The sequence below is a fragment of the Kitasatospora sp. CB02891 genome, assembly GCF_002803145.1.
Classification (GTDB): domain Bacteria; phylum Actinomycetota; class Actinomycetes; order Streptomycetales; family Streptomycetaceae; genus Kitasatospora; species Kitasatospora griseola.
On the sequence record NZ_NNBO01000001.1, the window covers coordinates 331,422 to 356,746 of the forward strand.

15 protein-coding genes and 1 pseudogene are annotated in these 25,325 nt (G+C 71.7%); 7 read left to right on the plus strand and 9 right to left on the minus strand.

Annotated elements, in window-relative coordinates:
• The first annotated feature begins 380 nt into the window (after positions 1 to 380).
• Positions 381 to 1,520: a hypothetical protein gene (locus tag CG736_RS01575; protein WP_100584313.1), complete on the plus strand. Its 1,140-nt coding sequence runs from the start codon at positions 381 to 383 to the stop codon at positions 1,518 to 1,520.
• A 137-nt stretch (positions 1,521 to 1,657) separates the two neighbouring features.
• Positions 1,658 to 2,200, plus strand: coding sequence for an MOSC domain-containing protein (locus CG736_RS01580; protein ID WP_100584990.1), 543 nt, complete (start codon positions 1,658 to 1,660; stop codon positions 2,198 to 2,200).
• A gap of 78 nt (positions 2,201 to 2,278) precedes the next feature.
• Here CG736_RS01580 and CG736_RS01585 read toward each other — a convergent pair whose 3' ends face one another.
• Positions 2,279 to 3,313, minus strand: coding sequence for an alpha/beta hydrolase fold domain-containing protein (locus tag CG736_RS01585; RefSeq protein ID WP_369879731.1), 1,035 nt, complete (start codon positions 3,311 to 3,313; stop codon positions 2,279 to 2,281).
• Here CG736_RS01585 and CG736_RS37315 point away from each other — a divergent pair.
• Together CG736_RS37315 and CG736_RS01595 are read left to right on the plus strand one after the other, a co-directional pair.
• A pseudogene (locus CG736_RS37315) lies at positions 3,212 to 3,747 on the plus strand (TetR/AcrR family transcriptional regulator C-terminal domain-containing protein). The gene CG736_RS01585 and the pseudogene CG736_RS37315 overlap by 102 nt on opposite strands.
• Positions 3,748 to 4,186: 439 nt before the next feature.
• Positions 4,187 to 6,334, plus strand: a complete 2,148-nt coding sequence (locus CG736_RS01595) for a M4 family metallopeptidase (RefSeq protein WP_100584314.1) — start codon at positions 4,187 to 4,189, stop codon at positions 6,332 to 6,334.
• Positions 6,335 to 6,464: 130 nt separating this feature from the next.
• Here CG736_RS01595 and CG736_RS01600 read toward each other — a convergent pair whose 3' ends face one another.
• The 4 genes from CG736_RS01600 to CG736_RS01615 form a co-directional block, all read right to left on the minus strand.
• Complete coding sequence (locus CG736_RS01600) at positions 6,465 to 7,151, minus strand: HD family hydrolase (protein ID WP_100584315.1); 687 nt, start codon at positions 7,149 to 7,151, stop codon at positions 6,465 to 6,467.
• An 89-nt stretch (positions 7,152 to 7,240) separates the two neighbouring features.
• Positions 7,241 to 7,510, minus strand: a complete 270-nt coding sequence (locus tag CG736_RS01605) for a hypothetical protein (protein ID WP_100584316.1) — start codon at positions 7,508 to 7,510, stop codon at positions 7,241 to 7,243.
• Positions 7,511 to 7,759: 249 nt separating this feature from the next.
• Entirely contained in the window at positions 7,760 to 8,020 is a 261-nt protein-coding gene (locus tag CG736_RS01610) for a hypothetical protein (protein ID WP_100584317.1), read from the minus strand.
• 438 nt (positions 8,021 to 8,458) lie between these two features.
• Entirely contained in the window at positions 8,459 to 8,905 is a 447-nt protein-coding gene (locus CG736_RS01615) for a DUF6210 family protein (RefSeq protein WP_100584318.1), read from the minus strand.
• Between the two features lie 84 nt (positions 8,906 to 8,989).
• Between CG736_RS01615 and CG736_RS01620 the strand changes: the two genes are divergently transcribed.
• A complete protein-coding gene (locus tag CG736_RS01620; protein WP_100584319.1) occupies positions 8,990 to 12,538 on the plus strand; it encodes an NACHT domain-containing NTPase in 3,549 nt (1,182 codons plus the stop codon).
• A 12-nt stretch (positions 12,539 to 12,550) separates the two neighbouring features.
• On the opposite strand, the gene CG736_RS38310 is transcribed toward CG736_RS01620, so the two are convergent.
• Together CG736_RS38310 and CG736_RS01630 are read right to left on the minus strand one after the other, a co-directional pair.
• On the minus strand, positions 12,551 to 15,316 hold the full coding sequence (locus CG736_RS38310; RefSeq protein ID WP_157815351.1) for a LuxR family transcriptional regulator: 2,766 nt from the start codon (positions 15,314 to 15,316) through the stop codon (positions 12,551 to 12,553).
• A 115-nt stretch (positions 15,317 to 15,431) separates the two neighbouring features.
• Positions 15,432 to 17,585 (minus strand): M4 family metallopeptidase, encoded by a 2,154-nt coding sequence (locus CG736_RS01630; protein WP_100584321.1) that lies wholly within the window; start codon positions 17,583 to 17,585, stop codon positions 15,432 to 15,434.
• Between the two features lie 1,048 nt (positions 17,586 to 18,633).
• Between CG736_RS01630 and CG736_RS01635 the strand changes: the two genes are divergently transcribed.
• Complete coding sequence (locus CG736_RS01635) at positions 18,634 to 19,431, plus strand: chitosanase (RefSeq protein WP_232733807.1); 798 nt, start codon at positions 18,634 to 18,636, stop codon at positions 19,429 to 19,431.
• 33 nt (positions 19,432 to 19,464) lie between these two features.
• Here CG736_RS01635 and CG736_RS01640 read toward each other — a convergent pair whose 3' ends face one another.
• Complete coding sequence (locus CG736_RS01640) at positions 19,465 to 22,641, minus strand: glycoside hydrolase family 9 protein (RefSeq protein WP_198520321.1); 3,177 nt, start codon at positions 22,639 to 22,641, stop codon at positions 19,465 to 19,467.
• A 203-nt stretch (positions 22,642 to 22,844) separates the two neighbouring features.
• Entirely contained in the window at positions 22,845 to 23,612 is a 768-nt protein-coding gene (locus CG736_RS01645) for a GntR family transcriptional regulator (RefSeq protein ID WP_100584324.1), read from the minus strand.
• A gap of 187 nt (positions 23,613 to 23,799) precedes the next feature.
• Between CG736_RS01645 and CG736_RS01650 the strand changes: the two genes are divergently transcribed.
• The gene (locus tag CG736_RS01650) at positions 23,800 to 25,305 is read left to right on the plus strand and encodes an alkaline phosphatase family protein (protein WP_100584325.1); all 1,506 of its coding nucleotides are present in this window, start codon (positions 23,800 to 23,802) and stop codon (positions 25,303 to 25,305) included.
• The last annotated feature ends 20 nt before the right edge of the window (positions 25,306 to 25,325 follow it).

Genomic DNA, 25,325 nt, shown 5'->3' on the forward strand with positions numbered 1-25,325 from the left:
CCGATCCCGCCCGACTCACCGAACTGGTGCAAGGCCACCATGCGTAGCCTGGCCATCGGATTCATGCGCAAGGTCGGCTGGGCCAACACACCGCGGCAGCCGGCCACTACCGGTCACGCCCGACTGCGCCACCGCGGTACTCGATCTTGCAGCCTGAGAACGCATCAGCCCTGGCCCCTTCGCTAGCCCAACTCGCCTCGTAGAACTTGTCACACGATCACTGGCCTCGGGTGTTGAGGCGTCGCCAGCAGACGACCGTGCAGGCGAGCGAGACGAAGGCGTTGTGGAGGTCGAGGGGAAGGTGTAGCGGCATCACCTCGAGCGACCGCCCAACTGGAAACGTGAGTGTGCCAGTTGGGTGGCTCTGCAAGACTTGGCCCGTGACGCTTGACTCCAACCACTTCCGCACGCGCAGCTTCGAGGTCTCCTGGCCGAACTGGATCATCAAGGCTGAACTCGATCGCCTCATCAGCACCAAGACGAACGATCCCAGTTGGGGCGACCAGTGCGAGTTCTTCATCGCCGAAGCCTTCTCGTCGTCGGGCGTGCTGGACGAGTGGAAGGCTGTAGCGGAGCGCGAAGACAGCAGGGACCGATGGTCCTTCGATCCGTCGGCTCCGACCCGGATCGGTTGGCTTCAGCAGCTCCACGGCGCCGCCGAGACGCTGCCCGCCCAGCAAGACCGCATTCCCTACTGGTCTCAGCGCCGGAACGGCGGCAGCACAACCCGCGGAGGCCTGGATCTTGCCGGGACTACGCGCCGGTTCTCTGCGCTCGTCAGAGACCTGGAGAAGACCGGCTACCTCACCTGGGCCTTTGGTCAGGAGTGCGTGGACGGGGGGACTGATGGAACGCTGGGGCCTGACGCTGCCGAGGAGGTGCATCTCGCACTCGGCCGCGACAACCTCTGGCCCGTCCAGCAGCACTTCGCCAACTACGGCCTCGATGACCTCTGCGACGTCATCGAGTTCTTGGCGGATCATGTACGCCGCCCTGTCGCCCGCGAATGGCACCGATGGGACGACTGTGGCTGGCACTACAAGTCGTTCGACGCGCGGCTCGGGTTCCAGCTCTACCGCTGGCGGGTCAACACGCTTCTGTCACAGAGCGTGCTCGGCCTGACCTTGACCGAGGTCGGCCGCCTGGAAACTGCCGCTCCGAGCGCCGTCGAGGACCTTGTGACAGCCGTGCGTACGGCCGAGAACGTTCATGATGCCGATGACGTGGAGCTGGAGCACGCTCTGACCCAGTTCAGGGCACGCAACGCCACCGAGATGGACAAGCGGTCTGCCGTCATCTCGCTAGCCGGCATCTTGGAACGCCGGCGTGGGCTGGTCCAGGAGCACCTGGCCAAGAAGGACGAAGGCGCTCTGTTCCGGATCGCCAACGAGTTCGGCATCCGCCACCAGGACGCCAAGCAGCAGAAGGACTACGACCCCGAGCTGTATCTGGAGTGGGTCTTCTACTGGTACGTCGCAACGATCAACCTCACGAACAGGATTGTCGCTGCGCAGTCATAGCTATCGAGCTGGCCGTCGGCCAGCCACATGACCTACGTGGGGCGACGGACCGAACCGGTGTTGCCACCCTATGAAACGGGAGGAACCACTCAGTAGGGTGGGTGCACGGAACATCGGTACGACGAGAGGTGGTCCGGGTGTCCGGCACTGTCACGACGGTCAGCAGCAACGGCGAGTACTCGTTCACCAAGCCCAACCGGGACGCGATCCGGCTGCTCGAAGGCCTCGGCGTCGAGGGCGACGTGCACGCGGGGGTCACCGTCAAGCACCGCTCCCGGGTCGCCAAGGACCCGACCGTTCCGAACCTCCGCCAGGTGCACCTGATCCACGCCGAGCTGTTCGACGACCTGGCCGCGGCTGGATTCACCGTCGCCCCGGGCGACTTGGGCGAGAACGTCACCACCCGCGGCCTGGATCTGCTCGGCCTGCCGGTCGGCGCGCTGCTGCACCTCGGCGCGGAGGCGGTGGTCGAGGTCACCGGCCTGCGCAACCCGTGCCTGCAGATCGACAACTTCCAGCACGGGCTGCTCAAGCAGGTGTTGAAGCGGGACGAGACCGGCGCGGTCGTCCGCCTGGCGGGCATCATGGGCGTCGTCCGCACCGGCGGCCCCGTCCGGCCGGGTGACTCCGTCGCCGTCACGCTGCCGGACGGCCCGCACCGGCCGCTCGACCGGGTCTGACAGCGCGGTCCTGACTTTCCGTCAGCCCGCCAGGGCTGCACGGAGGTATTCGAGGATCTCCGTCCGGGCGGTCCCGGCCTACGGTTCGAGGCCGGGCAGGGTGAGGAACGCGTGCCCCGCGCCCGGGTCTTCGGAGAGCCGCGTCGGCGCTCCCCGCCGCCCGCAGCCGCTCGGCTCGGCGTAGCGGCGGCCGTGGTCGGCGACCGGGTCGCGAGTGGGCACCACGACAGGCACCGGGGCGAGCCCGCACAGGTCGGCCGCGTGCAGTGGCGAGACCGCGACGGTGTCCACCCCGGGCGGGGCGGCGAACCGCCGGACGAGCCGCAGTTGGGGCAGGGTCAGGGTCGGGGTGGCGGCGTGCGCGGCCATGGACGGGTGGTCGAAGGCCGCCCCGGTCACGTCGACCACCGGGTTTACCAGGACCTGGGCCCGCAGCTCCGACCCGGCCCGCCGGGCCCGGATCGCCGTCAGGGCGCCGATCAGCGCGCCGCAACTCTCGCTGAACACGGCCGTCCGTGACGGGTCGGCGTCCCACTCGTCGACGCCCCACTCGTCGGCATGCCGCAGCAGGTGGTCGAGGACGTCCAACCCGTCGTCGGCGGCGTCCGTGAGTGGGCTGTCGGGGCGAGGAGGCGGTGCTCGACCGAGACGACCAGCGCGGGCAGTCGGGCGGCGACGTGGCCGCTGGTCCGGTCGCACTGCGCCGCCGTCCCCACGAACCCGCTGCCGTGGACGTTGAACCACCAGTGGCAGCACAGCACTTCGACCTGCCGCCGGCCGGTACACCCGGACCGGGAGGTCGCGGCCGGGCAACGCCAACTCCTGCCATGCGATCGCCGCGTCGGGGTCGGACTCGCCGAGGATCGCCCGCGCGGCGGCGGGGGCCCGGCAGCGGTTCTCCGCCTTGCGGTGGGTGAGCAGTTCCTCGGTCGTGATCGTGTCGAAGTCCGGTGCCGGCAGCCGCGCCGCGGCAGTCGTCCCACTCGACCCCCTGCTCCCCTCGCCGCCGAACTGGGGACGGACTCCTCCAGCCTGTACCGGCACTTCCGCAACAGGACGGAGCTGCTGCGCGCGGTCGCCAACCGGATCCTGCGGGCCTCCATGGACGGCCACCGCCCCGAGGTGCGGCTGGAAGCAGCGCATCACCCTGCTCGCCCGCCGCCTGCGCGCGAGGCCTTCGGCGAGCAGCCCCGACTCGCCGCGATCTGGGCGCTACGGGTCCGGCGGCGCCGGTTCCCGGCTGGTCATGGAGGAGCTGCTGCAGGCGCTGCGCGCCTCCGGTCTGCCCGACCGTGCGCTACCACCTCCTGGTGGTCCTGCTCTCCGCGCTGATCTCCGCCGAGGCCGCCCTCAGCGGCATCACCGCCACCGAGTACGAGCAGGCCGTGGAGCAGTTCCGGGTCGCCGTGCTCGGCACGGCCCCCGAGTGCTTTCCCGGCCCGGCCCATTTCGCCCGCGAGATCCGCCCGTTCGGCGCGGACCGCCCTGCCGCGTTCGAGGAGATCCTCGACGCGCACCTCGCCGACATTCGGGCCCGGCTCCCCTGACCTGCCGGACCGCCGACCCGCCGGGAATTCGCCGAACGCGCTTCCTGCCCGCATTCCCGGGCGGGCCCCGTCCATGCGTTCCGGGCCGACGGAACGGCCGTGCCCGCATTCCGGTCGGCCTTCGCTTCCCCAGGCCTGAGCATTGCCGACGCCAAGACTTCTTGTGGCCGGGTCGCCTTCCGGTGTACTTTGGCGTGCCCGACAACTTCCTTTTCCCGTCGCTTTACTGACGGTGCGCCAAAAAAGGGTCACCCTACGCCGGGGCGGCATTCTCCCTTGCATTCCCCTTGCCATTCCCTTGCTACTCGACGCGGACATGTCGCAAGGGCTTCCGGCAGATCTAGCGTCCTGCCGCCGAGCCGATTCCTGCCGCGACACCACACCCTTTCGGTGCCGTCGGCCGTCCCCCCGTCAACCCGGCTCGGTGGGAGGAAACGCGATGAACCGCAAGACCGCTCTGGCGGCAGCTGTTGCGGCGGCCCTCACCCTGGGCACCGCCGTGGTGGCGGGTACGCAGAACGTGGCGCTGGCGAGTGGCACCACGCAGTCGGGCGCCGGGTTCCAGGCGATGAGCACGACGGGCCGGTTGGCGGCCCTCGACCAGGCCGGCAAGGAGGCCGCCACGACGGCGAAGGCGCTGGGCCTCGGCCCGGACGAGCGACTGGTGGCCAAGGACGTGCTGGTCGACAACGACGGCGCGCGGCACGTCCGTTACGACCGCACCTACCGCGGCCTGCCGGTGCTCGGCGGCGACCTGGTCGTCCACCGCGCCAAGAACGGCCGCATCACGTCGACGAGTTGGGCCCACCAGGGGGCGATCCAGGTCGTCGGCGTGACGCCCTCGCTCTCCACCCAGGACGCCTCGAAGGCGGCCGAGCGCAGCGCCAAGCACGTCAAGCAGGCCCGCACCACCAACCTGGACACCAGCAAGCTGGTGGTCTGGGCGGCCGCCGGAAAGGCGCCGGTGCTGGCGTACCGCACCACCGTCACCGGCGCGGGCGAGGCCGGCGCGAACTCGCAGGAAGCCGTCCTGCTCGACGCCAACACGGGTGCGGTGCTGGACAGTTACCAGCTGGAGCAGGGCGTCTCGGGCACCGGCAACGGCGTCAACGTCGGCCAGGTCACCCTGGAGACCAGCCAGAGCGGCAGCGGCTACACGCTGACCGACGCGCTGCACGGCTCGACGATCGTCTACGACTCCAACAACAGCCCGCAGTCGAACCCCGCGCAGAACGCCACGACCTTCACCGACACCACCGACAACTGGGGCGACGGCACCACCGCCAACCGCGAGAGCGCCGCCGTGGACGCCTCGTTCGGCCTCGCCAAGACCTGGGACTACTACAAGAACACCTTCAACCGCAGCGGCATCCGCAACGACGGCCGCGGCGCCCCGGCGTACGTGCACGTGGACAACCAGCTGCTGAACGCGTTCTACGACGACAGCTGCTTCTGCATGTCCTTCGGCGACGGCTCCTCGCAGAACAACAACACGCCGCTGACCGCGCTCGACGTCTCCGGCCACGAGATGACGCACGGCGTCACCGCCGCCACCGCCAACCTGAACTACTCCGGCGAGTCCGGCGGCCTCAACGAGTCGACCAGCGACATCATGGGCACCATGGTGGAGTTCTACGCCAACGACCCGGTCAACCCCGGGAACTACTACATCGGCGAGAAGCTCAACATGGGCAACGGCTACCTGCGCCGGATGGACGACCCGACGTTGGACGGCAGTTCGCTCGGTTGCTACAACAGCAACGCGGGCTCGGTGGACGTGCACTACTCGTCCGGCATCGGAAACCACTTCTTCTACCTGACCGCCGAGGGCACCGGCGCCAAGACCATCGGCGGCCTGCCGCACAACGGCACCACGTGCAACGGCGACAGCTTCAGCGGCATCGGCAAGGACAAGGCCGCGGCAATCTGGTACCGCGCCCTCACCACCTACATGACCTCCACCACCAACTACAACGGCGCCCGCACCGCCACCCTGCAGGCCGCCGCCGACCTGTACGGCGCCAACTCGCAGGAGCAGTACATCGTCTCCAAGGCATGGGCCGCCGTCTCGCTCGGCACCGCCCTGCCCAACCCGGGCGGCGGCACGCCGACGCCGTCCCCGTCCGGCTCGCCCACCGGCAACCCGAACCCCGGGAACGCGCTGGTCAACGGCGGCTTCGAACAGGGCACGACCGGCTGGACGCAGAGCGCCAACGACATCACCAACTCCAACCAGCAGACCCCGCACGGCGGTTCCTGGTACGCGTGGATGATGGGCTACGGCTCCACCGCGAGCGAGACCCTGTCGCAGGGCAACATCGCGGTGCCCGCCGGCACGCCCAAGCTCACCTTCTGGCTGAAGGTCAGCACCCAGGAGACCGGCACCACCGCGTACGACACCCTGAAGGTCACCGTCAACGGCGCCACCGTGGCCACGTACTCCAACGCCAACGCCAGCGCCGGCTACGTCCAGAAGACCGTCAACCTGAGCGCCTACGCCGGACAGACCGTCAACCTCCAGTTCAACGGCCAGGAGGACGCCTCGCTGGCGACCACCTTCCTGGTCGACGACGTGAAGATCGGCTGACCTGCCTGCTCGACCTGCTCGACCTGCTCGACCTGCTCGACCTGCTCGACCTGCTCGACCTGCTCGACCTGCTCGACCTGCTCGACCGTGAGGGTGCCGTCCGGTGCGGCGCCCTCGCGGTCGAGCGCCGTCAGCCCTGCTCGGCGCTGTCGCCGCCGCCGTCGCCGACGCTTCCGCTCCGCGACCAGCCGCGCCGCTCGCCCTCGTCGATCAGTCGCCGCCCGGCCTTCCACAGCGTCGCCGACGCGTCACCGATCACCGCCTTGCGCGCCCGGACGTCGTCGGCCGTCACCCCTGGTGTGCGCCAAGTGCCGCCGTGCGCCATCCAGTTGAGCAGCAGCGGCTGCAACCGGTCCATCGCCTTGGCGAACCGCGCCTCCGGGGTGCAGCGCTCCTCGAACTCGTCCCACAGCCCCCGCAGCCGCTGCGCCTGGTCCTGCGGCAGCAGCCCGAACAGTTCGTCCGCCGCCCCCGCCTCGCGCTCCGCCTGGTCGACGCCCGCCGCCGTGTCGTACAGCGGCGTGTCCCCCGCGTAGATCTCCACCAGGTCGTGCAGCAGCACGAGTTGGACGGTGTGCCCGACGTCGATCGGCTCGTCCGCGTACTCCGCGAGGACGGCGACCATCATCGCCAGGTGCCAGGAGTGCTCGGCGTCGTTCTCCCGCCGTTCGGCGGCGACCAGCGGCGACTGCCGCAGGATCGTCTTGAGCCGGTCGATCTCCACCAGGAAGGTCAGCTGGGCACGCAGCCGCTCGTCGATGCCGTCGGCGGGGAAGGGCGTGCGGTCCACCAGCAGGGGGCGGGGTTCGTCGCTCATGAGGCCCATCGTGCCACGGCCGCTACCGCCCACACGCACAACAGCGGTGCCCGGCGGGTGGGGCACCCGCCGGGCACGTGGCTTCAGTGTCAGCCGTTCTGCCAGGTGGCGCCAGAGCCGGCGAAGGCACCGGAGATGCCGGTGTCGTCGGACCAGATCCAGAAGTCGGTGTGCTGAAGCCCGTCGGCACCCACCGCGGAGTTCGCGTCCGCGACACCGGAGCCGTTCTGGTCCGCGACGAACTGGCCCTCACCGAAGTTCGCGTCCAGGCCCTCTTGGGCGGAGGCGAGTCCGGCGCAGCCAATCACGAGGGGGGCGGCGAGGGCGGTGACGGCCAGAGCACGCTTGACAGCACGCATGAGAAATCTCCTCCGAGAAGTTCGATAGCCGGCGTGGCGCGACGGTGGCCCTACCGGTTCCAGCCAGCTACGGGATCCGAGCGGCCGCAGAAGGGGCCGTTCGGCCGGTTCGTCGTGGACCCTTGCGCCTGCGCGGGACGGGCAGACCGAAGGTTCACCCCTGAGTGGTCACCCGGGAGGGCTCAGACACGGGTGCCCGGCGGGTGGGGCTCCCGCCGGGCACCCGAAGGTGAGCGTCGAGGTCGACCCTTAGAAGTGGGCACCGGCCTCGTTGTGGGAGCCCTCGACGCCCTCGTCGCCGGCGAAGACCCAGCCGGCACCGTGCTCGACGCCGCCCTCGTCGACCTTGGAGAACACGTGGGCCGCGCCGGCGCCCTCCTCGTTCGCGACGAACTGACCCTTCTCGAAGTGGGCCTCGGGGCCTTCGTGGGCGGAGGCGAGCCCGGCGCAGCCGACCACGAGGGGGGCGGCGAGGGCGGTGACGGCCAGAACGCGCTTAATACCACGCATGAGAAATCTCCTCCGAGTAGGTGGTTCAGTGGCGGGGCGCGGTGGTGGCCCTGCCGAGATCCAGCCAGCCACGGGATCCGGAGGGCCGCAAAGGGACCGTGCGTCCGTCTGGCCCTGACGTCGCGTCACCATCCGGCGCGCCTGCGGGGATGGCACGGTTCGAACGTTCACTCTTGGGTGGTCGCCCGGGAGGCGCAGACACCGGGATCACCAGGCTCGGATCGCAATAAGCTGACGATCCGTCAGATATGCGCGCCTGCTCAGGTTTTCTGCCTCCCCAATCTCGTCCCCCGGCGGGGATCGACTGGCGCGGCGCCCTGCGGCGGGCCTTCGAGATCCTCGGCGACGCCCGGTGGCCGGCTCCTGCGTCGGGGACGTCGCGCCGACCGGCATGGTCAGGCGCACGGCCTACGGTTCGGCGTGTTCCGGGACGATCGGTCAGTCGGAGTTCTCCCACACGAGAACCCCGGGGCCGTGCGGTGTCAGCACCGGCACCCACGCCTCGTCGACCTCCGACAGGCGGGACTCGTCGAGTGCCAGCCACGTGGGGAGCGCGTCGTCGTGCCTCCCGGAGCCGTAGACGCCGAATTCGGCGACCGCGGCCCGCAGCCGGTCGAGCAGCTCGGCCGGCCAGTCCAGGCGGCGCGACCCCTGCCCTTTCAGCTCTCCGACGAAGATCTCCTGCAGGTCGACGTCCAGGTCCCGCCCGAACAGCGGGATCAGGTAGCCCTCCTGCCGGTACTGGATGCAGCCGAACCCGCCGCCCTGGTTCTGGTAGACCACGCCGGTCGGCGCGGCCACGATGACGAACATCCAGCCCTGGCCGGCTCCGACGCTGTCGGGGTCCAGGAAGATGTGCCGCTTGTCGTCGTCGGTGTGAGTCATGGTCAGCAGCCTCGCACGGACGGCCGCCCGGCTGCCGACCGGTAGGGTGCGGGCGGGGACGTGCGGAACAGAGGGGGGCGCGGGATGTCGGTGATCGCGACGGCGGCCGGGGTGCTGGGGAAGCTGGTGGCGACTCCGCTGAAGGATGCGGCGATGCGGCAGGAGCGGGTGCTGCGGGCGCTCAGGGCCGTCAAGCTGGATCCGCGGACACCGCCACGGGACTTCGACAGCGTCTACGCCATCACGCTGATCGAGTACTGCGCGGGCCGTGCGGCTTCGGTGCTCGCCGTGTTCCGCGACGAGTACGTGGTCGACTCCTTCCGCCGGTCGTTCCAGCAGCGGGACTTGACCCGGGTGCGTCGCGAGGTCGCCGAGGCGGTCGAACGGAACCGGGAGACCAGGGAGTTCGGGCATCTCGCCCACGGCTTCGAGGAGCACGTGGACACCTTCGCTGCCGCGTTCGAGCAGGTGGTGGACCGCACCAGGGCGCCGCACGAGGTGCGTCTGGAGGAGACCGTCAAGTCGCTGCTCAGCCAGGTGAGCCGGACGCGCGACGAGGAGGAGGTCCGGCGGCTGCGGATCGAGCCCGACCGGGCCGAGCTCACGCCGGCGCAGCGACTGGCCCGGGACGCCGAGGAGTGGTTCCGGGCGGTCAAGTACGAGGTGCTGAAGCAGTGGCCGGTCGGCGAGGACGCGGTCGCCCTACGGGTCGACATCCCGAATCGCCGGGGGCGCGACCCGATCGTGATGCTGTGCGTGGCGGGCGAGTTGGGCCCGCACCACCTCAACACCCTTGCTGAGCTGGCCGATTCGGCCAAGGCCAAGGAGGGCTGGGGCATCGCGCGGCTGCGGGTCAGCGCGGCGGCCCGGGCCGTGGCGGCGGCCAGTGGCAACCGGCTGTTCTGCTACTCGTTCGACGAACTGATCGACGAGGAGGCCGACTTCGAGCCGTATCTGGCGTGGGTCGAGGAGGAGGTGCGGCGGCGCGGGATCGACACCCGGTACGTCCCGCAGTCCTGCGAGAAGAGCGAGATCGACCCGGCGACCGGACTGCCGATCGCCACCAGCCGCTACCACTGGCGGGACGGCGGCCTGGACGACTACGTGGCCCGCTGGTTGGACGAGCCGGCCAAGCAACACCTTTCCGTGCTGGGCGAGTTCGGCATGGGCAAGTCCTGGTTCGCGCTGCACCTCGCGCACACCATGGTGCTGGCCTGGCGGGACGCCAAGCGGCGCGGTGTCCCGCGGCCCCGACTGCCGCTGTTGATACCGCTGCGCGACTACGTCAAGCAGACCCGGGTGGAGGGACTGCTGGCCGAGTTCTTCTTCGACAAGCACAACGTGAACCTGCGCAGCGCCGAGGTGGTCCGGGTGCTCAACCGGACGGGCCGGCTGCTGCTGATCTTCGACGGCTTCGACGAGATGGCGGCCCGCGCCGACCGCAACACGGTGGTGGCGAACTTCTGGTCGCTCGCCTCGGCGGTGGACCAGGGCGCGAAGGTGCTGCTCAGCAGCCGCAAGGAGCACTTCCGGGACGACCGGGAGGCCCGCGACCTGTTCGGCGCGAAGATCTCCACGGCCGGGCACGGCGGGACGGCGGACGGCCCGACCTTCGAGATCGTCCAGCTCGTCGAGTTCGAGGACGAGCAGATCGAGCGGATGCTCCGGCACGACCTGCCCGAGGAGAAGGTCCGCGAGATCATGGGGCACCCCGCCCTGCGCGGACTGATGCGGCGTCCGCTGATGTCCGAGCTGGTGATCGAGGCGCTGCCGGACATCGAGCAGGGCGCGGAGATCGACCTCGCCCGGATCTACCTGTACGCGGTGTGCCGCAAGATGGACCGTGACATCCACGCCGAGCGGACCTTCACCTCCCGCGCCGACAAGCTGTACTTCCTCTGCGAGGTCGCCTGGGAGATGCTCTCCACCGAGCGGCTCGCTCTCAACTACCGTGACTTCCCGGGCCGGTTGCGCTCGTTCTTCGGCCCGGTGGTGCAGCGCGACGCGGATCTGGACTTCTGGGAGCACGACATGCGCAACCAGGGCATGCTGGTGCGCAACGCGGAGGGCGACTACGGGCCGTCGCACAAGTCGCTGCTGGAGTTCCTGGTGGCGCTCAAGTTCGCCGGTGAACTCGGCCTGCTCACGGGCGATTTCCTGGACGCCGTCCGAGTTCCCGACGCGGCGGAGGCGGACGACCCGCGGTCGTGGTCGGAGCACTTCGCCGCACGCGACGCGGCCGGACGCCTGCCGGGCCTCTCCGCTTTCGCGCCCGAGTCGGCGGCGGCGCTGGCCGGCACTTTCGGCGCGCTGGAGCCGAACGAGACGGTGTTCGGGTTCCTGGCCACCATGGTCCGCGAGCATCCGGAGCACCGCGCCCGACTGTTGGAGCTGGCTCACGCGAGCAGCCCGGGCAGGCCGCTGCTGAACAGCCTGCATCTGCTGGCCATGGCCGACGGCGATCTGGTGGATGCGCCGTTGGCCGAGCTCGACCTGTCCGGGTTCCGGGCTTGGGTGCCCGGCCGTCGGTTCTCGCTCGCGGGCGCGGATCTCCGCGGCGCGAACCTCGCCGAGGCGGAGCTGCACAGTACCGACCTCACCGGTGCCGATCTGACGGGTGCACGGCTCTCGCCGCTGATTCTCCGGGAGCTCCCCACCTGGCGTTGCCGGATCACCACGAGCGGGGCCTTGGCCGCCTGGAACAACCACCGGGTACTCCACTGGCCCGACGGGATCCCCGCCGAACCTCCCCTCCGGTTCGACGTCGTGCACGGTCCCATGTTCATTCACGAGTGGGCCGAGTCGATCTGGTGGATGTCCGACATCATGGGTGGTCGGCTGGTCGACGCCCGGACGGGGCGGTCCATGAGTGAGGTCGATGTCTACACGGAGATGCTGGTGCCCATCCACTGGCGTGGGCAGCGGGTCCTGTTGGAAGCCGTCGAGGGCATCATCCGCGATCCGGAGACCGGGGCGGTGATCGAGAGGTGGACCCCTCCCGCCGAACAGGCCGGGCAGTGGACGGTCCTCACCGGTGACTTCCGGGCGGGCCTGCTCGCGATCAACGATCAGGTCTCGTACCACGTCCCCGACAGCGAAGCGGCCGGCGGCTGGCGGACCGTCGCGGCTCTGGACGTCAACGCGGACGAGGACGAGATTTACCAAGTGGGTTCCCGTGACAGCGAATTGGTGACGATCGACGACATCCCGGTGATGGCGATCGACGCCCTCACCGAGCAAGTACTGCTCCGCCCCGAGGGCCTGCCGCTGGCACTCAGCCCGGATGATGCCCTCGAAGGGTTCGTGTACCGCGCGGCCATCGGGCTTGCGGTGCTCGCCGAGGGTGGGCGGCTCAGCGCCTGGTCGATGACGGCGGAGAGCGGAGAACCGATCTGGGAGCGCCGGACCGGCAGCAGCGGAACCCTCGGGATCTTCGCCGACCCGGCCGGTTCGCGTCTCGCCGCCATCACCGACATGGGCGAACTCTGGCTGTTCGACTTCCGCACCGGCGAGCTGCTCGCCCGCGCTCCGCTCACCGACCGGCTGCGCGGCACCCGGTTCTCCCGGGACTGCGGGTTCGACGACGACATCCTCGCCGCGATCGTCCGCCTCGGCGGCGTCATCGTCGACTGACCAACATCCGCCCTACTCCTGGTACTTCGCCAACTCCGCCCGCCCCCGCACCCCGTACTGCCGGAACAGCCGCGTCAGGTTCGCCTCCACGGCCTTCACCGACAGGTGCAGCGTCGCGGCTATCTCGCGGTTCGTCGCGCCGGTGCGGATCAGCCCGAGGATCTGCTGCTGCGTCGGCGTCGGGTCGGCCTCCAGCGCGTCCAGCGAGGCGAGCACCGTCTCTACGTGTCGCAGCCATGGCAGGCATCCGGCGGCCGCGTACCTCGTGTGGGCGTCCTGGAGGGCCGCGCGGGCGGCGGCGCGGCGGCGGGCGCGGCGCTCCAGGGTGCCCAACGCGAGGTGGGCGCGGGCGAGTTCGAGGGGGTAGGGGTGGGCGGCGGGGAGCAGGGCGCGCAGCGTGTCGGCGGCGTGGCGGGGGTCGGTGAGGGCGGTGAGGTGGGCTTCGGCGCGGTGCAGGCCGAGCAGGACGACGTCGCGGCCGAGGCGGCCGGCCCGGTCGCGGGCGTCGGCGAGGGTGGCGGCGGCGTCGGCGGGCCGGCCGGAGAGGGCGAGTGCCTCGGCCAGGTCGGCGTCCACCAGGAAGACGCTGGGGTCGTTGAACTGCATGTGGCGGAGCAGGAGTTGACACTGAGTGAGGTGGTGGACGGCCATCGGGAGGCTGCCGAGCAGGAGGGCGGCGCGGCCGCGCAGTCCGTGGGCGTAGGCGAGCCACTCGTTGTCGTGGCCGTCCTCCGCGGCGCGGATCGCGGAGTCGAGGAGCTGGGCGGCGCGCTCGGCGGTGCCGCCGTTGAGTTCGGCGGCGCCGCCGAGGACGCGGGCGGGGCCGGGGGTGGGTTCGATGCGTTCGCGCAGGTCGTGGGCGGCGCGGCCGGCGGCGTAGGCCTCGGTGCTGCGGCCGGCGCGTTCGAGGACGGAGGCGGCGATGTAGAGGACGTTGGCGAGGTCCTCGGTGCGGCCGGCGGCTTCGATCTCGGTGCGCAGGGATTCGACCTCGGCGAGGGCGCGGGGGGTGTCGCCGCTGCGCAGGGCGGCGACGGCGAGGCCTTCGCGGCACAGGACGGCGGCGGCGGTGGGGGGTCGGCCGGCGGCGAGGCGGCAGCCGCGTTCGAGCAGGGCGCGGCCGTGGGCGGGGTCGGTGAGCAGGGTGATGGGGGCGCGCAGGGCGAGGAGTTCGACGAGCAGGTCGGGATTGTCGGCGTGGTCGGCGTGCTTCTCGGCGGTTTCGAGTTCGGCGAAGCCTTCGGTCCGGTCGCCGCGGTGCAGGGCGCGGACGGCGCGTTCCTGGTGGACGGCGGCCGTGAGGGCGGGATGGCCGCCGGTGTCGTCGGCGGCGGCGGCGAGCAGGGCTTCGGCGCCGGGGTGGTCGGGGCCGAGCAGGCGGGTGAGCAGCAGCCGGGCGTGGACGCGCAGGTCGGCGGCGGGGGCGGTGGTGAGGCGTTCGCCGCAGGCGCGGGCGAGGTCGGGCAGCCCGGCGGCGGCGGCGTTGCGGGCGGCGGCGAGCAGGTGGCGTCCGGCGGTGTCGGGGTCGGGGGTGTGGTGGGCGGCGTGGCGCAGGAGTTCGGCGGCGGTGCCGGGGGCGCCGCGGGTGAGGGCGGTGTCGGCGGCGCGGGTGAGTCGGGCGGCGAGCTGCGGGTCGGGGTGTTCGGCGGCGAGGGCCTGGTGGCGGACCTGCTCGACGGGGTCGGCGGTGAGGGCGGCGAGCAGGCGGTGGGCGTCGCGCAGGGCGGCGGGGGTGGCGTCGGCGAGCACCACTTCGGCGATCAGTGGGTGGCTGAACTGGGGTGTGCCGGTGGGGGTTTGACGGACGATGCCGTGGCGGCGGGCGGCGGCGAGGGGTTCGGTGACGGTGGCGGGCAGCCCGGTGCCGGTGCGGGCCGCGGCGAGCACGGTGAGGGCGGCGCGGGCGGAGTCGGGGAGTTCGGTGAGGCGGGCGGAGACCAGGGCGCGCAGCCGGTCGGGGACGTCGAGCGGACGGGCCGGGTCGGTGGCGAGTGCGCTCTCGCTGCCGTCGGCGGTCAGTGAACGGCCCAACTCCAGGGCGTAGTAGGGGTTTCCGCCGCTGACGGCGTGCACGCGGCTGAGCGTGAGGCCGCTGAGGCGCAGGCCGAGCCGTTCGCGCAGCAGGGCGCCGGTGCCGCGTTCGCCGAGCGGGCCGACGGGGAGGTCGCGGGCGGCGGGCGGGCAGAGGGCGCCCATGGTGGGTGCGGTGTCGGCGTGTTCGGTGCGTTCGGTGACGGCGAAGCGGATTCGGCGGTCGGTGAGGCGGCGGGCGGCGAACGCGATGACCTGGCGGCTGGCGGCGTCGAGCCACTGGGTGTCGTCGAGCAGGACGAGCACGGGGCCGCGCTGGGCGAGTCGGCGCAGCGTCTCCAGGACGGCGACCCGGACGGCCAACGGGTCGGTGGCGGAGCCGGGTTGGGGCGCGCGGTGCAGCAGGGCGCATTCCAGGGCCTGGCGCAGGTGGCTGGGGAGTTCCTCGGCGAGGGCGGGGAGGGTCTCGCCGAGCAGGTCGATCAGCGCGAGGTGCGGCAGGTCGGCCTCGGCGGCGGTGGGGCTGCTGCGCAGGACCGGTTCCCCTGCCGCGTCGGCCTCCTGGGCGAGTGCGTCGAGCAGTGCGGTCTTGCCGATGCCGGCCGGGCCGTGGAGCAGGACGCCGCCGGTGGCGGCGAGGGTGGAGCGGATGTCGGCGAGCAGGTGCGCACGGTCGACGAGTGCGGGCTCGGCCGGACCTGCCGTGGTGCTGGCGGGTCCGGCCGAGCCGGGGAGAATGCCGGTCATGGCGGTCAGTGTGCCGCCTTCGACCGGGTTGCGCGAGGGTGTCACATGAACACGACACGCTCGCTACTGATCGTTAAGTCCCCTTTAAGACTGGCCGATCGGGCGGGACGCCGGGTCAGCCGATGGAGACGTCGTCGAGCAGGAAGGTGGTCGCCAGGTAGGCGTCCTCCTGGCCGACGAACTGGAGGTTGACGGTCTGGCCGCGGTAGGCGCTGAGGTCCACCGTCTTCTGGACGTAGCCGGCGCTGGCGTTGGCGTTGGAGTACGTGGCCACGGTGGCGCCGTTGACGGTGACCTTCAGGGTGTCGTACGCGGTGGTGCCGGTCTCCGCGGTGGTGACCTTCAGCCAGAAGGTGAGCTTGGGGCTGCCGGCGGCGGGCACCGCGATGTTGTTCTGGGCGAGCGTCTCGGTGTTGGCGGAGCCGTAGCCCATCATCCACGCGTACCAGGAACCGCCGTGCGGGGTCTGCTGGTTGGAGTTGGTGATGTCGTTGGCGCTCTGCGTCCAGCCGGTGGCGCCCTGTTCGAAGCCGCCGTTGACCAGGGCGTTCCCCGGGTTCGGGTTGCCGGTGGGCGAGCCGGACGGGGACGGGCTCGGGGAGGAGGTGCTGCCGCCCGGGTCGGGCAGCGCGGTGCCGATGGAGACGGCGGCCCACGCCTTGGAGACGATGTACCGCTCCTGCGAGTTGGCGCCGTACAGGTCGGCGGCGGCCTGCAGGGTGGCGGTGCGGGCCGAGGAGTAGTTGGTGGTGGAGGTCATGTAGGTGGTGAGGGCGCGGTACCAGATCGCCGCGGCCTTGTCCTTGCCGATGCCGCTGAAGCTGTCGCCGTTGCAGGGCGTGCCGTTGTGCGGCAGGCCGCCGATGGTCTTGGCACCGGTGCCTTCGGCCGTCAGGTAGAAGAAGTGGTTGGCGATGCCGGAGGAGTAGTGCACGTCCACCTGACCGGCCCGACTGCTGTAGCAGGACAGCGAGTTGCCGTCGGCAGCCGGGTTGTCCATCCGGCGCAGGTAGCCGTTGCCCATGTTGAGCTTCTCGCCGATGTAGTAGTCACCGGCGTCGGTGCTGTTGTTGGCGTAGAACTCGACCATGCTGCCGAAGATGTCGGAGGTGGCCTCGTTCAGGCCGCCGGACTCGCCGGAGTAGTTCAGGTTGGCGGTGGCGGCGGTGACGCCGTGGCTCATCTCGTGGCCGGACACGTCGAGCGCGGTCAGCGGGATGTTGCCGTTCTGCGAGGAGCCGTCGCCGAAGGACATGCAGAAGCAGCTGTCGTCGTAGAACGCGTTCAGCAGCTGGTTGTCCACGTGCACGTACGCCGGGGCGCCGCGGCCGTCGTTGCGGATGCCCGAGCGGTTGAAGGTGTTCTTGTAGTAGTCCCAGGTCCTGGCGAGGCCGTAGGAGGCGTCCACGGCGGCGCTCTCGCGGCTCGAAGTGGAGCCGTTGCCCCAGGAGTTGGTGGACTTGCTGAAGGTCCGGGCGTTCTGCGCGGGGTTGGACTGCGGGCTGTTGTACGAGTCGTAGACGACCGTGGAGCCGTGCAGCGCGTCGGTCAGCGTGTAGCCGCTGCCGCCCTGGCTGGTCTCCAGGGTGACCTGGCCGACGTTGACGCCGTTGCCGGTGCCGGAGATCTCCGGGTTGACCTCGTAGGTGTCGAGGACGGCGCCGCTGGCCGCGTCGACCAGCACGGCCTCGCGGGTGTTCGCGCCGGCCTCGCCCGCGCCGGTGACGGTGGTGCGGTACGCCAGCACCGGGACCTTGCCGAACGCCCAGACCACCAGTTGGCTGCTGTCCAGGTTGGTGGTGCGGGCCTGCTTGACGTGCTTGGCGCCGCGCTCGGCGCTCGCGGAGGCGTCGCCGGCGGTGAGCTTGGGCGTCACCCCGGCGACCTTCAGCGCGCCGTCGTGCGCCCAGCTGGTGGCCGTGATCTTCCCGTTCGCGGCGCGGTGGACGACCAGGTCGCCGCCGAGCACCGGCAGGCCGCGGTAGGTGCGGTCGTAACGGACGTGCCGCGCGCCGTCGTTGTCGACCAGCACGTCCTTGGCCACCAGGCGCTCGTCCGGGCCGAGGCCCAGCGCCTTCGCCGTCGCGGCGGCCTCCTTGCCGGCCTGGTCGAGGGCCGCCAACCGGCCCGTCGTGCTCATCGCCTGGAACCCGGCGCCGGGCTGCGTGGTGGCGCTGGCCTGCGCGACGCTCTGCGAGGTGGCCATCGCGGCGGTGCCCAGGGTGAGGGCGGCCGCAACAGCTGCCGCCAAGGCGGTCTTGCGGTTCATCGGGTATTCCTCCCACCGAGCCGGGGTTGATGGGGGACGGCCGGTGACACCGATGGGGTGTGGTGTCCCGGCCGGTTTCGGCTCGGCGGCAGGACGCTAGATCCACCGGAGCCCCTTGCGACATGCCCTCGCCAACCCCACAAGGGCCGGACAAGGGTGATCCTTGCCCCGCAGCAGGGCAACCCCTGACGCCCCGTTGGCACCTGCTTTGCCGCTCCGATCCCTCGCGTTGCCCCGCTCTTCGACCGGACCCGGGGCCGTGGGGCACCCGGCGACCCGTCGCGGGTTCGCCGGGGAGGCCGGCGGCTGCTGAGCCGTCACGAACTCCGGATGCCGGGGTTGGGCCGGTCCGCGCAGCCGTGACAGCCGGCCTGCCGCCGACGGACGGCAGGGGGTGGAGCCACCTCCGGTAGGGGCGGGCCAGGGTGGGCTGCCGCCGCAGGACGGGCGACGGCGGCGTTCCGGGCGAGCGCCGTTGCTCCGCCCGTCGAGACTCCGCACCGCCGGGACCCACCCAGGCGGTTCGAACACGCGGGGCGCGGCCTGGGCCGTTCGGGAGGACGCGGTTCCGTTTCTGAGGTAGCGTCAGGGCCCGGTCCGGATCCGGACGCCCCGTACCGGCGAGTGGAAGCTCCGAACGCGCGGTGGCCGCCGGTCCGGCCGGCCGTCGCCCCGCTCCCCCGGGCGGGGCGGTACCCGACAGAAAACGGAGCCGAATTCCATGCAGAGCGGAGCAACCAGCAGCGGCAGACGGCCGCGCCCCGTCCAGGTGGCGCTGGCGGTGGGGGTGGCCGCGGCAGTGACCGCGAGCCTCACGGCCGCAAGCCCCCAGGGCGGCGCCGCCACCCGGCGGCACGGGGCCGCGGCTCCACCGCCGATATCCGTCGCCGTGTCCGACTCCCCCACCGCAGTGACGAGTTCGCCGACCGCCTCCCCGTCGCCGTCCGCACCGACCGCCGCCGCCACGCTCCCGGCGGGCCCGATCGGCACAGGACCCGGCACCGGCACCGGCACGCCCCCGGCGGACACCGCCGTCGGCGCGTCGGGCATCGCGGCCAAGTCCTCGCCGACCCCGAGCCCGACCCCGACCTCGACCCCGACGCGCAGCACCGCCGCGGCCGCCCCCGCCGCCACCACCACCCCGCGGCCGGACCTCACCGACCCGAAGTGGAAGGAGTACGCGCAGCAGCTGGTCTCCAGCGCCGAGAACTCCACCCTGGACTGGCGCTCCCAGTACCCGTACATCGAGGACATCGGCGACGGCCACGGCTACACCGCCGGAATCATCGGCTTCTGCTCCGGCACCGGCGACCTGGCCGACGTGATCACCCGCTACACCCAGCTGAAGCCGGGCAACATCCTGGCCAAGTACCTGCCGGCGCTGGCCCTGCTCGACGGCAGCGCCTCGCACCAGGGCCTCGACCCGACCTTCGTCGGCGACTGGCAGCGGGCCGCCGCGGACCCGCTGCTCCAGCAGGCCCAGAACGAGGAGCGCGACCGCCAGTACTTCACCCCGGCGGTGACGCAGGCCAAGGCGGACGGGCTGCACGCGCTCGGCCAGTTCGCCTACTACGACGCGATCGTGGTGCACGGCCCGCGCGGCTTCGCCACCATCCGCACGGCCGCGCTGGCCAAGGCGACGACCCCGGTAAAGGGCGGCAACGAGACCGCCTATCTGAACGCCTTCCTGGACGCCCGCAAGGCCTACATGCTGGCCGGCAACCCGAACCGCAACACGTCCAGGATCGACACCGAGCAGCGGGTCTTCCTCCAGGCCGGCAACCTCGACCTGCGGCCCCCGCTGAACTGGAAGGTGTACGGCGACAGTTACACCATCCCGGCCTGACCCGCCGGCCGGCCGGGACGGTCGTGGACGTCGTCAGCCGGGGGTGCCGGGCACCACCAGCCGATCCAGGTCGGGCGCGGCCCCGGAGGGGTTGGCGACCGTGAGGGTGTTGCTGCCGGCTGCCAGCGCGAGCGCCACCGTGACGGTGCCGGGCGTGGTGAAGGCCCCGGTCGGGGCGAATGCCACGCTCTGCACCGGCCCGCCGTTGACGGACAGTTCGGCGGTCCGGGCGCCGGCCGAGCCGTTGGTGTAGGCGATCTGCACCTGGTACGTCCCGGCGGTGGCGACGGTGACGCCGCGGAAGGCGAGCGTGCCCGTTCCGGCAGTGACGGTGCCGAGGTACCCGACCCGGCTGCCGCCGGAACAGGCCGCGCAGGCCACCACGGCGGCCCGTCCGGTCAGCGCGTTGGCCGCCGCCTCGGCCTCGTAACTGCCGCCGGAGGGTGCGGTGTTGGCGGCGGTCACGTCGACGGCGGTGTCGTCCACCACGAAGTCGGTGGTGCCGCCGTTGGCGGCGGTCTCGGTGCCGGTGAACTTCAGGGTGACGGTGCGTCCGGCCCAGGCGGACAGATCGGCGGTCCGGCGGGTGAAGCCGGCGCCCTGGTCGAGGTTGGAGTGGGTGGCGAGGGTGGTGAGCACCGTGCCGCCGGCGTCCAGGAGTTGGACCTTCAGGGTGTCGGGCGTGGCGGTGGTCGTGTTCTCGGTGGAGTCGACGTGCAGCCAGTAGGAGAGGGTGGCGGCGCAGCCGGCGGGCAGGGTGACGCTCTGGGCGACGGTGTCGGTGCCGGCTGTGGAGTTGCCGTTCAGCCAGGCGATCCTGCTGCCGCCGTGCGCGGGTTCGGCGCCGGTGGCGGCGGTGATCGGCTGGAAGCCCAGGGTGGAGGTCTGGGTCCACGGCGCGGCGGAGGCGTCCTCGAAGCCGGGGTTGCCGAGCAGCTGGGCCGCGGTGCAACTGCCGCCCGGGGCAACGACGGTGAGCGTGTAGGTGGCGCTGTGGCTGCCGCCCGAGGCGGTGCCGGTGACGGTGATCGGGTAGCTGCCGGGGGCGGTGCCCGCGGCGACGGTGGCGGTGAGGGTGGCGCTGCCTCCGGCGGTGACGGTGCTCGGTGCGAACGAGACGGTGACGCCGGCGGGTGCGCCGGCGGCGGTCAGCGCGATCTGCTGGGCGGCGCCCGAGGCGACGGCGGTGGTGAGCGTCGCGGTGGCGGTGCCGCCCCGGGCGGTGCTGCCGGTCGCGGGGCCGACGGTCAGGGAGAAGTCGTCGGCGGGCGGGGTGGTCGGCCCGTTGACCGCCTGCTGGAGGGCGGCGCCGATGATCGCCGAGCCGGTCATGTCGATGGCCGGCTCGGAGGTCTGCCAGGAGCGCACGTCGTCCACGTACCGGCTGCCGTGTCCGGTGAAGGCGCTGTACGGGTCGGTGCCGGCGGGCGGGCAGGCCTTCATGCCGGTCTGGTAGCTGCCCAGCCCGCCGCTGAAGATGCCGGAGGCGTTGGGTCCGTTGACCACGGCGCCGATCGGGATGGCGCCCGTCCCGTCGGTGGAGCCCTTGATGTTGGCGACCTGGTGCTGGATGCAGTGCGGGAAGGTGGTGCCTTCGCCGACCATGAAGCTGGTGCCCCACGGGTTCGCGCCGAACAGCCAGTTGCGCTGCTGGGTGGCGTAGTTGTCGAACGAGGTGTCGCCGCTGGCCTGCTTGTAGAGCGCCTCGGTGGCGAGCAGGCCGAAGCTGTGCGAGTCGGCGTCGAAGTCGGTGTAGGTGCCGCCGGCGTGGAAGACGTCGACGGCGGCGCGGTCGGCGCCGACCTTGGTCTGCCGCTTGAGGTCGGCGACCAGGTCGGCGGCGGTGACGGCCAGTCCGCCGGGGTTGCCGGCGGCGGCGATGGCCCGGATCAGGTCGGCGTGGGCGAGCGCGCTGGTGTCGTACAGGTTGAAGGTGTCGCCCTTGTCATTGGCCAGGTAGCCCTTGGCCCAGGTGGCGGCGGCCGTCAGGTACGGGGTGGCGTTCCGGCCCAACTGCTGCGCGGCGAGGGCGAGTTCCGCGCCGCCGAACTCCATGTCGTCGCGCCAGGTGGACTCCGGGTAGTAGTCGTTGGGGACGGCGGTGGTGAGCGGGTTCGGCGGGGCCGAGGTGTTGGCCAGCGCGTACAGCGAGGCGGCGGCCTGGTAGTAGGCCTGCGCCTGCGCGGGGTCGGCGGCGGCGCTCACCTGCGCGGCGAGCGCGAACGCGGCGGAGACCCGCCCGGCCAGGTTGGGGCTCACCTGTCCGCCCGGCGTGTTGGCCCGGAACACCGGGCGGTGCGCGGCGGCGTACCGGTCGGCGGAGGCGGTGTCGCCGTCGTCCTTCTCGGGCAGCCGCCACAGGTCGTGGTCGCCGACGAAGCTGCCGCTCGCGTTGCCGGAGCCGATGCCGACCTGGAGGTACAGGGTCTTGCTCGACTGGTCCCACATCCGGTTCAGCCAGGCTGCGCCGAACTGCGCCTCCGCACCGAGGGTGGCGGGCGCGGCGCTGCCCAGGGCGCGCTGGGCGGCGAGCAGGACGGCGTCGGCGTAGGCGGTGGTGTGGGTGAACTTCAAGTAGTCGCCGGCGTCGGACCAGCCGCCGCCGACGTTCACCGGCCCGGCGATCTTCGACAGGTCGCTGTTGGTGATGACGTCGGAGCCGCCGCTCTGGAACGAGGGCACGGCGTAGACGTTCGCGGTGGCGTCGTTCAGGTGGGCGGGTTTGCGGCCGAGCGGGCCGGCGACGGTGTCGCCGCCGTCGCGCTGGGTCTGGAAGAAGGTGACGCCGTCGGCGACGAACTTGCCGTACAGCGCGGCCGGGTCGGCGACCTTGAAGGTCGGCGAGGTGGCGCTGACGCCGCCGGCGACCACCAGGCGGTAGGTGCCGGGCGCGGTCAGGCCGGCCAGGGTGATCGGGTAGACGGCCGGGTACGCGGCGTTCCACGAGCCGAGGCTGGTGGCGCCGACGGTGCCCGTCCTGACGGTGGCACCGGTGGAGTCGAGCACGCTCCAGCTCGCGGAGGAGACCGCGGCGCTGGTCATCAGATAGGCCTGTTTGGTCTCGCCGGGCAGGAACCCGGCCTGGTCGACGCGGATCAGGCCGGTGGCGGCGGCCTGCGCGGGGCCGGCGCCGAGAGCCAGCGGGGCGGCGGTGAGCGCGGCGGCGAGCAGCGCGCCGAGGGCGGTTCGTCGGGCCGGTCTCCTGGGCATGACCATCAGCGGCTCCCAACCGTTAGGAAGTCTTCCTTACCGTTCCTGGAAGCTAGAGCGCCGGCCGGACACGGTCAAGACTCGTCGCGGAGTTGACGCACCATCAGTTCGTGTCCGGTGCGGCCGGGCCGGAGCGACGCCCGTCAGTCGCGGCCGGGCCGGAGCGACACCCGTCAGCCGCGGCCGGGCCGGAGCGACACCCGTCAGACCGTGATCGGCGCGGCCAGGTCGAGTGTGAAGCTGAAGCGGTCGCCGCGGTAGAGCGTGCGGACGAGCTCCAGCGGCCGGCCGGCGTCGTCGCGGCTGCGGCGGTGCAGCAGCAGCATCGGCAGAGCGGGCGGGGTGCCGATCAGCAGGGCTTCGCGCGGAGTGGCGAGCACGGTCTCGATCCGCTCCTCCGCGCCGGCCAGCCGGATGCCGCGGGCGTGCAGGTGCGCGTACAGCGAGCCGGTGGGGTCGAACTCCCGGTCCAGGTCGGGGACTCGGGCGACCGGCAGGTAGGTGGATTCCAGGCCGACGCGCTCCTCGTCGGCGCGCAGGACGCGCTCCAGGTGCCAGAGCATCTCCCCCGGGGCGACGGCCAGGCGTTCGGCGAGCGCGGGTTCGGCGCTCTGCCGGTCGAGGGCGATCAGCGTGCGGCCCGGGCGCAGGCCCTGACGGGTGACGCCCTCGGTGTAGCTGGCGAGCGACAGCGGCTGCTCGATCTTGGCGCCGGCCACCACGGTGCCCCGGCCCTGACGCCGCAGCCGGCCCTCCAGCAGCAGGTCGCGCAGCGCCTGCCGGAGGGTGGCCCGGGCGACGCCGTACCGCTCGGCCAGCGCCGCCTCGGTGGGGAGTCGGCCGCCGGGGCCCAACGCGTCCAGCAGCTCCTCGACCTGGGCCTTGACCAGGTAGTACTTCGGCACCCGCCCGTGCTCGGGGACGCCGGACCTGGCGGGGGCGAGGGGCGTGCCGTGGGTGCCGTGGTTCACCCGTCCAGCCTATGGCCTGAGCCGTCCAACAGCCCACGAACCATCACGAACAGATAACCGGTCTGGACTGAATTTTGACACTTGTTCATACAATCGTGGACTCGGAGGAGGGTCGCGCTCGCCCCGCCACCCCATCCTCGGTCTGCCGGTGCAACCGCACCCCGCCGCTTCCCCGTTGGGAGACCTCGTGCGCAACTCCCGTACCACCCTTGCTCTTTCGATCGCCATCGCTGCCGCCCTGCTGCCGATCGCCGGCACCGCCGCGTCGGCCGCCCCCACCTCCTACAACGGCCTGCCGAACGGCACCAAGAAGGCCAAGACGCTGGTGATCGGCATCGACGGCACCCGGTACGACAAGCTGGTGACCGCCGATGCGCCGAACCTGAAGGCGCTGATGGCCTCGGGCACCACCGCGACCTCCAACCTGTACGCGAACCCGCTGGCGCCCACCCTCTCCGGCCCGGGCTGGTCGACGATCGCCACCGGCGTCTGGCCGGACAAGCACAAGGCGCTGGACAACGCGTTCACGGGCGCGCGCTTCGACCTGTACCCGGACTACGCGAGCCGGCTGGAGACCGCGGACCCGGGCAACTCCACGCTGGTGATCGGTTCCTGGAACCCCATCACCGCGAACGTCTTCAACGGCAAGGCCGACCTGCGGATCCCGGAGAGCGAGAACGACCCGAAGACCGCCTCCGACGCCGCCGACTTCCTCGCCCACGGCAACCCGGACTCGGTGTTCCTGCACTTCGACGAGGTGGACGAGGCCGGCCACAGCTACGGCGGCGCGAGCACCCAGTACATGTCGGCGCTGCACACCGTCGACGGGCTGGTCGGCCAGGTGCTGACCGGCCTCAGGTCCCGCCCCACGTACGCCGCGGAGGACTGGCTGGTGGTCGTCACCACCGACCACGGCCACACCGACGCGGGCGGCCACGGCGGCAACTCCGCCAACGAGCGCCAGACCTGGATGGTGCTCAACGGCCAGGGCTACCAGCCCGGCGCCCGCCGCTACGACGTCAAGCCGGTGGACATCGCGCCGACCGTGCTCAAGCACGAGGGCGTCGCCATCGACCCGGCCTGGGGCCTGGACGGCACCCCCGTGGACGAGATCGTCCCGGACGCGTTCGACGCGCTGCGCCCCAACCTGCAGACCCGGGTGGACGAGACCGGCATCGGCTCCACCGTCAAGGGCTTCACCCACACCCCGCCGGCCGGCTGGTCGATCGACAACTCGCGGATGCCGTCCGGCGGCGTCACCGAGTGGCGCGGCTGGGCGTTCGCCACCGACGAGTTCTGGACGGCCGCGCAGCTCGCCCAGAGCCGGGAGACCAACGTCCGGGCCCGCAACGTCTTCGCGGTCGCCGACTCCGACGAGTGGGACGACAAGGCGCACGGCGCCGGCCAGTTCGACTCGACGCTGATCTCCCCCGCCTACCCGGTGGCCGGCCTGGGCCGCGGCACGCTGTCCTTCGCCACCGACTACAAGATCGACGGCCCGCAGACCGGCGACGTGTACGTGGTGTTCGACAACGGCGCCCCGCAGCTGGTGAAGTCCTACCGGGCCGACCTGAACACCGTCGAGCACCTGGCGGTCACGGTGCCGGCGGGCGCGTCCACGGCGCGCTTCCAGTTCCGCTACACCGGCACCAACTCCGCGTTCTGGACGGTCGACCAGGTCGTCTTCGGCTGAGTCGCTCGGCCCGCTCGAAC